Raw genomic sequence first — 14,918 nt, 5'->3', positions numbered from 1 at the left:
CGGGTGCAGCAATAGCTATAGAGACTTCCGGGCAGTGCCATTAATTTAAGTGACTATCCCTAAAAGTGGTCTATCTGCCAAAGCGATCGCGAAGGTTATGACTACAATAGGGCAGTATTTCGGTTGGGCTTATTGCCACTTGCCATGTCGCCCTCACCCCCATCCCCGCCTCGCACCCTGCTCAAAACCGTTACCCAGGCCTTTCAGGCTGTGCAAGCCAAGGTTGACTTTGGCAAGCTGGCGGTCAAGCCTGGGGCTCGCGCTGCCGAGCTAGAGGTCACCGTCAACGGCAAGCCCACTACCTATCCCCTGCTGGGCGAGCACTACGTCATGGGGCGCAGCACCTCCCAGTGCGACATCGTGGCCCCCAGCCCCATCGTCAGCCAGGTGCACGCCACCCTCACCCGCGACACCAACCGCCCCAGCCAGCCCTTCGTAATGAAGGATCGCAACTCCACCAACGGCATTTATCGGGGCAAAAAGCGGCTCACCCAGGTGGTGATGAACCACGGCGATGTCTTCACCCTCGGCCCGCCAGAGCTGGAGGATGCCGTCAAGCTGCGGTTTAACGAGCCGCCCCCTTGGTACGTCAAAACTGCCCGCTACACCCTCTACGGCTTTACTGGCCTCTCGCTAGCTGTGGGGGCCTGGATTGTTGGGATAGAGTGGCCCAAAATTCCGATGCGACCTTTGCCCGACTCGGTGCAGGGACCTGTGGTGGTATTGGGTGAAGAAGACGGGGCTACCGTGCCGCTACGGGAGCAGCTGACTCAGTCTCACCAAGAAATGCGCCGCATAAGCGACTTTTCGGCTTACCTACCCCAGGCTCTGATTGCGTCTGAAGATGCTCGCTACTACTGGCACCTGGGGGTAGACCCCCTCGGCGTTTTACGGGCAGTAGTGGTTAATCTGCGCAGTGGTCGTATTAGCCAAGGGGGCAGCACGATTACCCAGCAGCTGGCCCGCAGCGTCTACCGTGAGTACACAGGCACTGAGGATTCGGCGGGACGCAAGATTCGTGAGGCGATCACGGCCCTCAAGCTGGAGACTTTCTACAGCAAAAATTACCTGCTGCTCACCTATCTCAACCGGGTTTATCTAGGCGAAACGCTGTACGGCTTTGAGGATGCATCTCAGTTTTACTTCGACAAGCCCGCCCGCGACCTGACCCTGTCGGAGGCGGCGACTCTGGTGGGTATCTTGCCTGCTCCCAACGCCTTTAATCCCGTACAAAACTACGACGCTGCCGTGTCCAACCGCGATCTTGTGCTCGATCGCATGGTGGCCCTAGGCATGGTTAGCCAGGAAGAGGCGCGGCGGGCGCGGCGATCGCGCATTGAGATCAGCCCCGATGCCACCCGCCAGCTCCAGAGCACCCGTGCCCCCTACTTCTACAGCTATGTCTTTGAAGAGCTAGACAACGTGCTGGGCACCAACCTGGCGCGGGAGGGCAACTTTTATGTGGAGACCAGCGTTGACCTAGATCTCCAGACGGCGGCAGAAGAGACCTTGAGCCAGGATATCGCTACCCAGGGAGCTGCCCTGGCCTATTCCCAGGGGGCTGTGGTCACCCTTGAAACCAGCACCGGAGCCATTCGCGCCCTGGTGGGTGGCGTAGACTTTGCCGAAAGCCAATTCAACCGGGCATCCCAAGCGATGCGCCAGCCCGGCTCAACATTTAAGCTGTTTGCCTACGGGGCGGCCCTAGAGCAGGGCATTTCTCCGGGGCGATCGTTCTCCTGTGAACCGATGAACTGGAGCGGCCAGCAGTTTGCAGGCTGCCGGTCGGGCTCAGGCTCGCTGGATATGTATGCCGGCATGGCCCGCTCTGAGAATGTTGTGGCCCTGCGCATTGCTCAGGAGGCGGGGTTAAGGAACGTCATCAACTTAGCCCAGCGCATGGGCATCGAGTCTGAGTTAGTGGCCTCGCCGGGCCTCACCCTGGGCGAAAGTGTAGTCACCCCGCTGGAAATCACCGGCTCCTTTGCCGCCGTGGGCAACAACGGCGTGTGGAACCGACCCCACGGCGTTTTAAGGGTGCTCGACAGCAGCGACTGCACTGACCTCAACGACATCAACACCTGCCGCGTCATCTACGAGTTTGGCCAGGCCGGAGACGCCGATCGCCAAGCGATCGACTCTAGCATTGCCAGCACCCTGACAGGGCTCATGCAGGGCGTGGTGCAGGGTGGCACTGGCCGCAGCGCCTTTCTAGGCCTGGGGGAAGCAGGCAAAACTGGCACCACTGACGACAACCGCGACCTCTGGTTTATTGGGTTCGTCCCAGGGCGTGACCTCACTACGGGCGTTTGGCTCGGCAACGACGACAATACCTCTACCCAGGGCAGCAGCGGCCAGGCGGCGGCGGTGTGGGGCAACTACATGCGGCAGGTGGTGCAGTAGCTAGTGGTTTGTCAGTAGGCTCAAACATTACTTGACCAGGCCCAGAGTTTGCTCGACTAGGCTCGGAGATTGCTTAACTAGGCTCAGAGTCTACTTAGCTAGGCTTAGAGATGACTCGACTAAGCTCGGAGACTGCTCAACTATATTTAGAGACTACTCAACTAAGCTCAAAGGGTGCTCGTAATAAGCTTAGAGACTACTCGACTAGGGTCATAAACTACTCGACTCAGCTCAGAGACTACTCGGCTAGGTTCGGAGACTACTCAGCCGGGTAAAGAGGATCCCCTAGTTTCTTGTGGTCTTAGTTCTATCCGTCACTCCCTTAAAAAGGGTAAGTCTTTTTGGCCGAGCTCTAGATTAGAGGGGTGTCCTCACCTCCCTTTTTAGGAGGGGATCCTCGCGATCGCCTCCACCCGAATGCGATTTGCCGCCATGCAGCTCAGTTCTCAAGCTGTAACAAATTTAACTTGTCTGTGCAGGCCGAATGAGATATCGTACTGAGCTAAGGCTGTGTGAGTGCAGCTTGTCTTCCCAAAAATTTGGTCAAGCGCCGCTGGAAGGTGCGCCAACACCAACCAGCGGCTAACCCCGTCGGCAGATACAGCTGTCTCGGAGGCTAAGGTGATTATTACCCAAGGCCGTCCTGAACTGCACAAAGTCTGGGGCGGCCAAATTTTGGGGAATTTCCTACCCACCTTGTTTTGGAGGAATTCCTCATGTTGTGTTTGCCATTTTTGGCGTCGTCGGCCCGTTGGGGTGTGGCGACCAGTCCGCTGTTGCTAGCGAATCCAAATGCCCAGCCGGGGCGCGAGCGATTGCGCCATCTGGTGATTGGTTCGCCGGAGGGGGTGCAGGGGGCGATTAACCATCTGCATCTGCTGCAATACGCTGAGCGGCTGGAGTGGAGCCGCCAGTTCACGATACCGGAGTCGGGGATTTTGATTACCCCCGAGCAGGGGGAGGTGTTTAGCTACCTGCTGCGACATCGACAGCTAAGGTAGCAAACGGCCTTTATTTGGTGCCCATTTCAGCAGGGTGGGCACCAGCCAACTACTCTACGCCTTAGCGTTCTGTACTTGAGGCTGAGGCGTCATCGGAAGCATTAAGGGCGGAAGAAGCTTAAAACAGCTATACCAAGTCCAAGGCATAAACGACAAGCAAGAATCCGATTTCTAAGACGTAGCTAACAAACACGCTAGGGTTCAACAAACCATCCCAAACATAGCCCTGCCGCTTTGAGACAGGAGCACGTTTGAAAGAACGGCTCCAAACAGTGTAGATAGCTGGCCCTCTAAGCTGATGCCCATTGAGAAGGATTGTTTCGAGTTCAACAACGCGAGGGTAAAAACCCCTTTGAAAATGCTTCCACTGGCTTTCGAGTATCCAGAAAAAGATTGGGATGGCGCACCCAATCAAGGCGAAGAGGTTCTGCTTTTGCTGCAACGCTAGTCCCAATAAGGCCCCTGTACCGGTTATGCCCAGGGCTTTGATGACCCAAATTTGCTTGTTGTAGTCTTCAATGATGTTCTGTATGAAGAAATATTCTTCCTTCAGCAGGTTTAGCTCAAACCCCTTGATATCGCTAAAGGAAGCATTGGAAGGGTCTTCAATTGGGGAATCAGGCTGTTGGCGGTCAGACATTGCGGACAACTCTGGATACTGAGACTAAGATTAGAGCAAACCTAGCTAGCTATAACGGTTCTACCCACTCTTTTCATAACCGATGACTCAAACTCTAACTTGGCTACACCTATCAGACCTACATGCTTGCAAGCCAAGGACGGGATGGGATGCGAAGCGAGTTACCGATACACTTTGTACCGACCTGAAAAAGATGCAGGAGCAGCGAGGTTTGCGCCCTGATTTAATTTTCTTTACAGGGGATGCGGCTTACGGACAGGTTGGCAGTCAACGCGGTGAGATGATTGCGGACCAGTTTCAGGAAGCGCATGACTTCTTGGAAAGTGTGCGTACAACGTTTAGCCCTGAAGTTGAACAGCGCAACGTCTTTCTGGTGCCGGGTAACCATGATGTAAATCGGGAAGTGATCACGACCTTTGAAAGAGCATGGCTTGAACAGCCTCACTCGATTGATGAAATTGCGGAACTCTTGAATAAAGCAGGTGCAGATTGGCAACAAATTAAAACCAGGCTTAGTGATTATGCTCGATTTCTTGAGAACTATGGCTATGAGCACTTGCTCACGAGCCAAGATCAGTTACGAGAGTACTTGGTTTATGTCAATGCCCGGGAGTTTGCTGGAATCAGAGTAGGAATTTCAGGTTTTAACTCAGCCTGGTCATCAGCAGGAGCAGGTCGCTCAGAAATGGGGCGGCTCTGGATGGCAGGTCGTTTTCAGCTAGAAACACTTATCCAGCAGATGCCCCCAGATAACGATTTTAATATTGCGCTGATTCACCATCCGCCTAATTGGTTAGTGCCTGAAGAAAATCCGATCTTTGGGCGTCAACTTGAGCGAGAGTTTGCCTTTGTTTTGCATGGTCATGAGCATCAAGACTTTGTGCGTATGAACTCAAATACAGGACATACGGTAATTTCAGCCGGAGCCTGTCATGAGTGGTCAGAAAGCAAGAATAATGGCTACAACATTGTTCGTTTGAATTTTGAAACAAGTAATGGAGAAGTTTGGCTGCGTCAGTATGACTCAGCAGGTGGCGGTTGGGTGCCACGTTGTGTAGCGAACCAAACAGATGAAGTGGGATGTTGGCCGCTAACCCATCTCAAGCCTTGGCTCAAAACATTAGTGAGCGCCGATAGGAATGGTCAACCCAATTCGACTATTGATGATGCAAATACCTTAGAGCTTGAAATAAAAGATTCCGCAATCACTAGCTCACAACAGAAACAGGTCATCGATTATGAAGCGCGGTATCGACAAGCAGTTGTCAATAGGCTTGACTACATGCAACTTTTTGGCATTGATGTGCCACGGGAGTCAAAGAAATATTCACTGACAGTAGCCTACGTCTCGCTAAATTTAGCTGACGAAGATGTCGAGGAAGCGGAGGTGGCGGATGAGGAAGAAACTGCGAAGCTAGAACCGACATCAAAATCAGCAGAAGAAGTGTTTGAGGACTTAGGTGTCGGCACTAATCGGTTGCTGATAAGAGGTGGGGCAGGCTGCGGTAAAACCACGCTGCTGCGATGGGCTGCTGTATAGGCAGGTAAAGCTAAATATCGAATAGATAGTGAAGAACTTATACCCAAACTAAATTTTAGCCAACTGAGCTTTAATCAAGAAGCCAAAGGCCGTATCGCTGCAAGAAATGCCGTCGTCATGAGTGACTGGCGAGATAAGGTTCCTTTTGTGATTCGCTTGCGAGACTGCCCGAATGGTAGGTTACCTCGCCCAGAAGACTTTCCATTACCACTTGCGAAGGAACTGCCCGATCCACCTTTAGGTTGGGTTTACGAGGTGCTGAACAATGGCCAAGCTCTCATTATGTTTGATGGGGTAGATGAAGTGCCACCTCTTATGAGGGATGAAGCGCTACAGGATATTAGTCAACTCATTAAAACCTATCCTGATAACTACTATGTGGTGACTACTCGACCCGATGCAGTTGAGCGGGCTGAGTTTTATGAATTAGGGTTTGTGTCTGCCCGTGTTGAGCCAATGGCACCTGCTGACCGCAATACGTTTATTGATCGGTGGCACGAGGCTATGGAGGTGCAACAGCGAAGCTCAAACGAATTTACTGATTTACGACCCTTAGCTAAACGGCTCAAACATCGATTGGATGAAACACCTGCTGTAGCAAGGCTGGCGGTAAACCCGCTGTTGTGTGCGGTGGTGTGTGCGCTGCATCTGCAACGGCGAGAAAATCTGCCTGAAACGCCGGTCGATTTATGTGAAAAGCTCTGCGAAATGCTGCTAGATCGGCGTGATAAAGAGCGACTGAAGCTTTATGAACAGAGGATAATTGATGAGGCCTACGGCAAGATTGACTTTCGAATTCGTAAAGGATTGCTATCAAAGCTAGCTTATCATATGGTGCTCTGTGGTGTGTCTGCTATTTCGGAGACCGAAGCAGATCAACAAATAGCTGAAGCTTTAGCAAGTTACGGTTTTAATGAAGTTAAACCTACCACAATTCGCCAAGCTTTGGTGGAACGAAGTGGAGTGCTTCAAGAGTCAAGCGAGCAGCGAATTGAATTTTTACACAATACTTTAAAGGAATTTTTGGCTGCTGAGCGATTTGTCAACATAGGGGATGTGAAGACTATGGCCGACCATGCTGATGACCCCGCATGGCAGCCTGTCATTTTGTTCGCAGTTGCACTGCCGCGAGATGGATCGAGCTTTGCAACTAAGCTAGTGCGTTCCATTCTTGAAAAAACGCCGCTCAACTCACCAGGTAACAGCCGTTCAAGAGAAGCTAAGAGAAAAGCAGCAAAGTTAAGATCAAAACAGTTTTTCTTTTTTCGGTGTGTCACAAATGCTTATCAACTCAATGATCTAGTTGTAGCTGAAACATTCGATAAGCTTTCAAAGCAGCTTCTACCCCCTCAGAACAAAACCGATGCAGAAGCTTTAGCAACCTGTGGTGAAGCTGTAGTTCCTTACCTCAAATACCGAAAAATATGGAGCGCCACAGTACGGGCTGCCTGCGTGAGGACATTGGGATTGATTGGAGGGCCGCGAGCACTCGGATGCCTTGAATCCTATTTTCTTGATAAGACAAATGCGGTGGGGGAAGAGCTCGCTGGCTTAGTAAAGGATTTCCAAAAAATACCATTCATTTCTCAAACAGTTGAACAAACAGGGAAACTGCCAGACTGGAATTTCAGGAGATTGAGCGATGTGAGTGCATTGGCTAATCTCACCAATCTCACCTCACTCAACCTTGGCTTTACACGGGTGAGCGATGTGAGTGCATTGGCCAATCTTACCAACCTCACCTCACTCAGCCTCCGCTATACGCAGGTGAGCGATGTGAGTGCATTGGCCAATCTCACCAATCTCACCTCACTCAAACTTGGCTCTACTCGGGTGAGTGACGCGAGTGCGTTGGCCAATCTCATCAATCTCACCTCACTTGACCTTTGGTATACGTGGGTGAGAGATGTGAGTGCGTTGGCCAATCTCACCAACCTCACCTCACTCGACCTTTGCTATACGCAGGTAAGCGATGTGAGTGCATTGGTCAATCTCACCAACCTTACCTCACTTGACCTTGGCTCTACGCAGGTGAGCGATGTGAGTGCATTGGTCAATCTCACAAATCTCACCTCACTCAGCCTCGGCGAGACACAGGTGAGCGATGTGAGTGCGTTGGCCAATCTTACTAACCTCACCTCACTCAGCCTCGGCGAGACACAGGTGAGCGATGTGAGTGCGTTGGCCAATCTTACTAACCTCACCTCACTTCAACTTTGGGCTACGCAGGTAAGCGATGTGAGTGCGTTGGCCAATCTCACCAGCCTCACCTCACTTAACCTCCGCTCTACGCAGGTAAGCGATGTGACTGCGTTAGCCAATCTTACTAACCTCACCTCACTTAACCTCGACTCTACACAAGTAAGCGATGTGAGTGCATTGGTCAATCTCACTAACCTGAAATTCCTCAATCTCAAAACTGACAATACAGATGGAATTGATGAATTCAGAGCTGCTATTCCCGATTGCCAAATAACTGTCAGCCCGTTTTAAAACCTTCTCCAGAGGATCTACTGGCGGAATAGTGGTGAGTTTACCCTCAGCATAATGGCTGAATTGCCCCAGCACAGGGGCACCTTTCGCTCTCCCTCACCGATCGCAGGGAATGTTTCACCTATGACCGAGCAAACCATGCAAACGTTCTGCCCGGTTAGGCCAACATAACCCGCATCTTTAAAGAAGGAAAATTCAGGGTATGCCTTACGACAACATCAGTGCCACCATTTCAGACCAATCCATGGCCGAGATCAAAAGGGCGATCGCCGTCATTCAAAACAATTTGCCCTTTCTCATCAACCTCACCCCCGACGAACGCCGCAAGCGCTTCAAAAGGGCGACAAAAGCCTCGCCTTTGTCCGCAACAGCGTCACCGCCACCCAAAACAACCCCGACATTGTCCCCGGCAAGTTTGATATTGCCGAGCTTAACCGCGACTACCAACTCACCGTCGCCCTCAGCGAAGTGCTGGGCCTGCTAGAGCAGCTCACCGAAACCGTCGACGACACCCTGCTCGCCGTCGGCAGCGAATCGATGACCGGTAGCCTGCTGGTTTACGACTACGTCAAAACCGCCGCCCGCCACTCCCCCGGTCTCAAGAGCGTGGCCGACCAGCTGGGCGAACGCTTCAAAGCCATGGGCAAACGCCGCTCCAAAGCCAGCGACATGGCCGCTTAAACAATCGGTTGATCTAAAACAACACAAGCGGGGGATGGCTGACGTGAGTTAGCCATCCCCCTTTCAGCTATATGGGCTAAGTGGTGCAGCAAAGACCCCAGGGCAAATCGGTGGGCCAAGGGCAGGCTTGGCGACAGGGTGGCGATCGCGAGGTTTTGGTCTTTCCCTAGATAGATTCTGAATAGAAAAGATTTTGCTAAGGTCTGATAATCTTCGGACACAGTTAAAAAGCCGAAACAAAACAGCCTTGACTCTCTCAAATAGTAGTGAGGAGGGGTCACTTTGTTTTGCTTAGAAACCTGCGTCTCAAGACATTCCCTGATTTGCACTCGGCTTAGTGTTCTGACTACGGTTGCCCAAGTTTGTTTCCTAGGGCTGTCGGCTTTGAGCTGACAACTTTAGAAAAACTTGGGTAGCCGATCGCCTTTTGTCCATCTATACCCAAGCCCTTCACTCATATGCATGTTGCAGTTTGGCCCGGTGACGTCTATCCCCTGGGTGCCCATTGGGACCGCAAAGGCACCAACTTCGCGTTATTTTCTGAGCATGCAACCGCCGTTGAGCTTTGCCTCTTTGACAAAGACGGCACAGAGACTCGGGTTCCCCTCACTGAAGTCAGCAACTTTGTTTGGCACGGCTACCTACCCGGCATTGGCCCCGGCCAGGAGTATGGCTACCGGGTGCATGGCCCCTACGCCCCCCACGAGGGGCATCGCTTCAACCCCAACAAACTGCTGATTGACCCCTACGCCAAAGCCATTTCGGGAGAAGTGGGCAGCGGGCCTGAGATCTTTGGCTACGACTGGGAAAGCCCCGACGAAGACCTCTCCTTTTCCGATCTCGACAGCGCCGCCCTCATGCCCAAGTCCGTCGTCATCGACGAAACGTTTGACTGGGAAGACGATGCCCTACTGCGCACCCCCTGGCACGAAACCATCATCTACGAAGTGCATGTCAAAGGGTTTACCAAGCAGCATCCCGACATTCCTGAGGAACTGCGGGGCACCTACGCGGGCATGGCCCACCCCGTCGCCATTGAGCACCTGCAACGGCTCGGCATCAGTGCCGTAGAGCTGATGCCGATTCACCACTATCTCTCCAACCCCGGTCACTTGGTCGATAAAGGCCTTAAAAACTACTGGGGCTACGACTCACTTAACTTTTTTGCACCCTTCTCCGGCTACAGCTCCAGCGGCATTTTGGGAGAACAGGTGCAGGAATTTAAGGAGATGGTAAAGGCTCTGCACCAAGCGGGCATTGAGGTGATTCTCGACGTGGTGTACAACCACACTGGGGAAGGCAACCACATGGGGCCGACTCTCTCGCTGCGCGGCGTTGACAATGTCAGCTACTACCGGCTCATGGAAGATGACCCGCGCTACTACATGGACTTCACCGGCTGCGGCAACTCCCTCCATATGCGTAGCCCCCAGGTGCTTAAGCTAATTATGGATAGCCTGCGCTACTGGGTCGGCGAGATGCACATCGACGGCTTCCGGTTTGATCTGGCGTCTGCCCTAGCCCGAGAACTGTACGACGTCGATCGCCTGTCGGCCTTTTTTGACCTGATTCACCAAGACCCGCTGCTGGCTGGGGTAAAGCTAATTGCTGAACCTTGGGATGTGGGCATGGGCGGTTACCAGGTGGGCAACTTTCCGGTCAACTGGTCGGAGTGGAACGGCATCTACCGCGACACGGTGCGCGACTTTTGGCGGGGGCAGGATGAAACCCTGGGAGAGTTTGCCTACCGCCTTACCGGCAGCCCCGATCTCTACTTCCAGATGAATGGACGGCAGCCCAACGCCAGCATCAACTTCGTCACCGCCCATGACGGATTCACGCTCAATGACTTGGTGAGCTACAACGACAAGCACAACGAAGCCAATGGCGAAAACAGTCAGGACGGAGAAAGCAACAATTCATCCTGGAATTGCGGGGTGGAGGGGCTAACGGATGATCCCGAGGTCTTGCAGCTGCGCGAGCAGCAGCGGCGCAATTTTTTAACCACCCTGATGCTCTCGCAAGGGGTGCCCATGCTGCTGGGGGGCGACGAAATGGGCCGCACCCAACAGGGCAACAACAACGGCTACTGCCAGGATAATGAGGTTTCCTGGTTTGACTGGAACCTGCCCAAAGGCAATGAAGACCTGATCAATTTTTGCCGAGAGCTGATCTTTTTCCGGCGACAGCATCCGGTGTTTCGCCGCCGTAAGTGGTTTCAGGGGCAGGCTATCCACGGCTCTGGGGTAACTGATATTAGCTGGCACAGCCCCGATGGCAGCGAGATGGACCAAGAACAGTGGGACATCGGCTACATCAAGTCGATCGCAGTTTTTCTCAACGGCGACAAGATCCCCAGCCCCGGCAAGCAGGGAGAGCGCGTCAGCGACAACGACTTTTTAATGTTTTTCAATGCCCACTACGAGACAATTGATTTTAAGCTGGCTGAGCTGTTTCAACCCTATGAGTGGTCAGTGGTGATCGATACGACGGAGCCTCGATTTGTTACTGAGGAGCGTATCGTCACAGGCGACAAAAATGTTCCGGTGGCGGCGCGATCGCTGATGGTATTGCAGCGGTTAATTTAGTCACTTTCACCCCGCTCTTTAAGGGGGGCAGGGGGGATTCCTATCACGTCCCAGTGTGAAGATCCCCCGCTGCGCGGCCCCCTTAAAGAGCGGGCTCTCCAGATCTCGTTCTCTAACCCCCTTGTTAAAGGGGGCAGGGGGATCAGCCGGCACTCAACCTACAGCAAATCGCTGTTTAAATGCCCTTTTAGCGATCGAGTTTTCTCAGCGACATTAAACAGAGCAGCCAGCTCCATCCCCTGACAACTTATTCTTGTGTTTGGGAATAACTCAGCACGGCAACTAAAGCTTTTTCCTCAGCGGTTAAATCTAGATCGCTGGGAGTCTGTTCTGCCGATCGCCAAACTTCTAACAGCCAGCCCTCCTCGTAGGCTTGGGTCACAGTGGGGTGCACGTAAAACTTGCGGCAGGTGGCAACCCGGTTGCCCAGGTGCTGCGCTGCCCCTTTAATGGCCTCACGAATGTTGGCCTGAGCCTGAGTTTTTGAGGTGAGTTCCCCGAGTTCGTTGAGAATCCGAGCCGTGTAGACGGTACCGGCCCAGGTGCGAAAGTCTTTGGAGGTAAAGTCTTCACCAGTAATGGTTTGCAGATAGCGGTTGACATCGTCAGAGTCAATCGCGTGGTGCTGCCCTTCATCATCTAGGTACTGAAACAGCTGTTGACCAGGGAGATCTTGGCAGAGTTTGATCGCTCGGGCCAGGCGGCGATCGCTTAGTTCAATCTCGTGCTCTACGCCGCTTTTGCCCACAAAGTTAAAGCGAATTTTGCTCGTTCCCACCTCTACATGCTGTTCTTGTAGGGTAGTTAGCCCAAAGGACTGGTTCTGCTCCCGGTACTCGTCGTTGCCAATGCGAATCACGGTGGCATCGAGCAGCCGTACAACAACCGCCAGCAGCTTTTCTCGGGGTAGACCCCGCAGACGAAGATCGCGATCGGTGACCTCGCGAATGAGAGGACGAGCATAGGCAAAGGGAATCAGCCGGTCGAACTTGGTCTGGTTACGAACGGTGCGCCAGTTGGGATGGTAGCGGTACTGCTTGCGGCCTTTGGCGTCGCGCCCAGTAGCCAGCAAATGACCATTGGGAGAGGGGCAGATCCACACCGTTTCCCATGCGGGGGGGATCACCAAGGCCTTGATTCGTTTTAGCTGGTCGGGGTCTGAGATGCGATCGCCCTTCTCGTCAAAGTAGACAAACCCCTTGCCGCTACGCCGCCGTCCCCAACCGGGGCAATCGTCGCAGACGTAGCGCAATCCAGCAGCGCGGGCTGACTGAGCCGGTTCCTCGACAGTTACCGAGGACAACGCCAGACTGGGAGCTGCACTATCAACAAGCGGAGGCGAAGTTGTAGCCATTCAGGTTTTGGACCAGGCAAATTAGTACTTTGCCCATCAGCAATTAATGCGCTGATCCGGCAGTTCTCCTAGCCTAAAAGATGTTAAAGACCCCTTGGCTCTAGCCTAAGTATGGTCTCTAGACTCAACTAGCTCGCTTCTATACCTGACTGGTAATCAGGCTTAACCAAGCAACCTCAGGCGAAGTGAACTGGTCACTGTCCAGCGATACGCGGGTGTCTACGATGAACAAGTTGGGTCTGCTACCACAGATCACCTCGCCAGCAGAGACTTGAATTCTATGTCAGTGTCCTATGGATCAAAGTTCACCAATAACTGAAGCTACCGTAAATTTACTGAGAAACTTATTCTGAAGCGCTCTATGTCTGGCAAAGTTTTCAGATGCTAGAAGGCGCTGCTCTAGAAACTTTGGCCGCGATCGCGCCACCGTTCAGCCCCTTAGACTAAGACTTCGCTCCCCTTCTGCGATCGACCTTATCACTAGCGTCATTACCGAACTAGCAGCTGTTTTGGAGAGCCTCGCATGTCATTTGATTTTATCCGTCCTCGCTTGTCAGCTACTATCTATGACCCCGCCATCAATCCAGACCCTTTAGCAGGCGGGTTCTTAACCTATGGTCAACTGCCAACCTTTCCGATTTTTGTGCAGGCGTTTCCGCCCAGCAACATCTCAGATATCACCGACGTTTTTGAGGTCGCACCTCTCAGCAGAGTCACTAGCAGTGCGGGGGTTCAACTCAACACTAGGGGAACGCGGCTGGCAATTTCGCCGGGCTACAATCCCATGGCCTACTATCTCTCAGACGGGGCGACTAAAATCCCCACCGGACGGTTTTTAACGCCCACTGCCAACCAAGGCTACACTGGGTTTAGCAACTACAGCATCGATCTTGGTCTCGAAAATGTCGATATTTTTAACTTCAACCTTGACTCGGCCAGTCTAGTACCGGTTAATCCCTCATTTCTTGCCTTAAATCCAGATTTGGGTTTTAGCATCGAGTTTGATCTGGCCATTGCCTATGAGCAGAGCAATCCCAATAGAGCTGGGTTTAGCTTCACCCTAATCAGTAACGATCTCAGCAAAGGGGCTGAATTTGGCTTTAAAGAAGCTGGTATTAACAGCGACTATATTTTTATTCAAAACGCGAATCTCAACGCGGCCAGCCAAGGGGAGAAGAGCACAGCTGCTTTAGAAATCAGCAGCAAAAACCAATACCGAGTTATCGTTAAAGGCGATCGCTATTCGCTAGCTGTAAATAACGAAACTCTGTTGACGGGGTTACTTCGCGACTATAATTTTGACCCATCTAGTAGCAATCCTCCCTTTCCTAATGCAATTAACCCCTACGAAACCCAAAATTTTCTTTTCTTTGGCGATAACACTGATCAAGGTTATGCTGACTTCACTCTAGGCAAAATCACCCTCAATATCCCTCCCCTTTTACCCAGTTTTCCCGACTTTAACGGTGACGATACGGCCGATATTGTCTGGCGTAACCAGGCGGGAGGAAAAGTCGGCCTTTGGTTGATGAATGGCACTGACTTTTCCAGTGTAGCTTTCATAAGCCCTGAGGTTGAAGCGGCGTGGGATATCAAAGCTGTAGGTGATTTGAATGGTGACGGTAGTTCCGACCTAGTTTGGCAACACAAATTTTCTAACCAAGCTGCTGTTTGGCTAATGGATGGAGTAAATCTTTTATCGGGTGAACTATTAGACGATGTTGGCCCAGACTGGAAGGTAGTTGAAGCCGGCGATTTTAATAACGATGGTAAGGACGACCTTTTATGGCGACATGCCATCTCTGGTGAAAATGCCGTCTGGATGATGAATGGTACTAAGCGCATCTCCGGCGAACTAATTACTCCCGTCACTGACCTAAATTGGGAAGTAGGAGCAGTGGGGGATTTCTCTAACGACGGCAACATGGATATCTTTTGGCGGCACCGCACTGCGGGCACCAATGTGTTTTGGAGAATGGACGGCACTACCCTTATTGAGGGTATTGAAACCACCGCTGCCCCGGCTGAGTGGCAAGCTCAAGGCGCTGCTGACTTTGATCAGGATGGCGAATTAGATATTCTTTGGCAGAACCGCACGACGGGGGAAAATGCAGTCTGGCTAATGGACGGCTTTACCTTCAGCCAAGGTGGCCTAATACCCACCGTAGATCCGGCAGCGGGTTGGACATCTACGGTATGACCCAGGCCAAACGCCTGC

8 protein-coding genes and 1 pseudogene are annotated in these 14,918 nt (G+C 52.5%); 7 read left to right on the top strand and 2 right to left on the bottom strand.

Annotated elements, in window-relative coordinates:
- Positions 1–144 precede the first annotated feature (144 nt).
- Both H6F75_RS01355 and H6F75_RS01350 read left to right on the top strand, forming a co-directional pair.
- Positions 145–2,403 carry a transglycosylase domain-containing protein gene (locus H6F75_RS01355; RefSeq protein WP_190748489.1) on the top strand — a complete coding sequence of 753 codons (2,259 nt, stop codon included), beginning with the start codon at positions 145–147 and terminating at the stop codon, positions 2,401–2,403.
- A gap of 716 nt (positions 2,404–3,119) precedes the next feature.
- Positions 3,120–3,404 carry a hypothetical protein gene (locus H6F75_RS01350; RefSeq protein ID WP_190748487.1) on the top strand — a complete coding sequence of 95 codons (285 nt, stop codon included), beginning with the start codon at positions 3,120–3,122 and terminating at the stop codon, positions 3,402–3,404.
- A 127-nt stretch (positions 3,405–3,531) separates the two neighbouring features.
- On the opposite strand, the gene H6F75_RS01345 is transcribed toward H6F75_RS01350, so the two are convergent.
- Positions 3,532–4,044, bottom strand: a complete 513-nt coding sequence (locus H6F75_RS01345; RefSeq protein ID WP_199303697.1) for a hypothetical protein — start codon at positions 4,042–4,044, stop codon at positions 3,532–3,534.
- 82 nt (positions 4,045–4,126) lie between these two features.
- On the opposite strand from H6F75_RS01345, the gene H6F75_RS01340 reads away from it, so the two are divergent.
- The 4 genes and pseudogenes from H6F75_RS01340 to glgX all read left to right on the top strand — a co-directional run bounded on the left by H6F75_RS01340 (position 4,127) and on the right by glgX (position 11,346).
- Positions 4,127–5,584: a metallophosphoesterase gene (locus H6F75_RS01340; RefSeq protein WP_190748485.1), complete on the top strand. Its 1,458-nt coding sequence runs from the start codon at positions 4,127–4,129 to the stop codon at positions 5,582–5,584.
- Between the two features lie 117 nt (positions 5,585–5,701).
- Positions 5,702–8,077, top strand: coding sequence for a leucine-rich repeat domain-containing protein (locus tag H6F75_RS01335; RefSeq protein ID WP_190748483.1), 2,376 nt, complete (start codon positions 5,702–5,704; stop codon positions 8,075–8,077).
- A 202-nt stretch (positions 8,078–8,279) separates the two neighbouring features.
- Positions 8,280–8,758 (top strand): annotated as a pseudogene (locus tag H6F75_RS28695) (hypothetical protein).
- Positions 8,759–9,216: 458 nt separating this feature from the next.
- Positions 9,217–11,346: a glycogen debranching protein GlgX gene (gene glgX / locus H6F75_RS01325; protein WP_190748481.1), complete on the top strand. Its 2,130-nt coding sequence runs from the start codon at positions 9,217–9,219 to the stop codon at positions 11,344–11,346.
- 247 nt (positions 11,347–11,593) lie between these two features.
- On the opposite strand, the gene H6F75_RS01320 is transcribed toward glgX, so the two are convergent.
- Complete coding sequence (locus tag H6F75_RS01320; RefSeq protein ID WP_190748479.1) at positions 11,594–12,700, bottom strand: DNA topoisomerase IB; 1,107 nt, start codon at positions 12,698–12,700, stop codon at positions 11,594–11,596.
- Between the two features lie 784 nt (positions 12,701–13,484).
- On the opposite strand from H6F75_RS01320, the gene H6F75_RS01315 reads away from it, so the two are divergent.
- On the top strand, positions 13,485–14,900 hold the full coding sequence (locus H6F75_RS01315) for a VCBS repeat-containing protein (protein WP_190748477.1): 1,416 nt from the start codon (positions 13,485–13,487) through the stop codon (positions 14,898–14,900).
- The last annotated feature ends 18 nt before the right edge of the window (positions 14,901–14,918 follow it).

The organism is Nodosilinea sp. FACHB-131 (genome assembly GCF_014695395.1).
In the GTDB taxonomy this organism is placed as follows: Bacteria; Cyanobacteriota; Cyanobacteriia; order Phormidesmidales; family Phormidesmidaceae; genus Nodosilinea.
This window is presented reverse-complemented; position numbering and strand designations above follow the sequence as displayed.

Coding starts and splice junctions, on each gene's coding strand:
- H6F75_RS01355 (WP_190748489.1), top strand. CDS start 145: ATGTCGCCCTCACCCCCATCCCCGCCTCGCACCCTGCTCAAAACCGTT.
- H6F75_RS01350 (WP_190748487.1), top strand. CDS start 3,120: ATGTTGTGTTTGCCATTTTTGGCGTCGTCGGCCCGTTGGGGTGTGGCG.
- H6F75_RS01345 (WP_199303697.1), bottom strand. CDS start 4,044: ATGTCTGACCGCCAACAGCCTGATTCCCCAATTGAAGACCCTTCCAAT.
- H6F75_RS01340 (WP_190748485.1), top strand. CDS start 4,127: ATGACTCAAACTCTAACTTGGCTACACCTATCAGACCTACATGCTTGC.
- H6F75_RS01335 (WP_190748483.1), top strand. CDS start 5,702: ATGAGTGACTGGCGAGATAAGGTTCCTTTTGTGATTCGCTTGCGAGAC.
- glgX (WP_190748481.1), top strand. CDS start 9,217: ATGCATGTTGCAGTTTGGCCCGGTGACGTCTATCCCCTGGGTGCCCAT.
- H6F75_RS01320 (WP_190748479.1), bottom strand. CDS start 12,700: ATGGCTACAACTTCGCCTCCGCTTGTTGATAGTGCAGCTCCCAGTCTG.
- H6F75_RS01315 (WP_190748477.1), top strand. CDS start 13,485: ATGGCCTACTATCTCTCAGACGGGGCGACTAAAATCCCCACCGGACGG.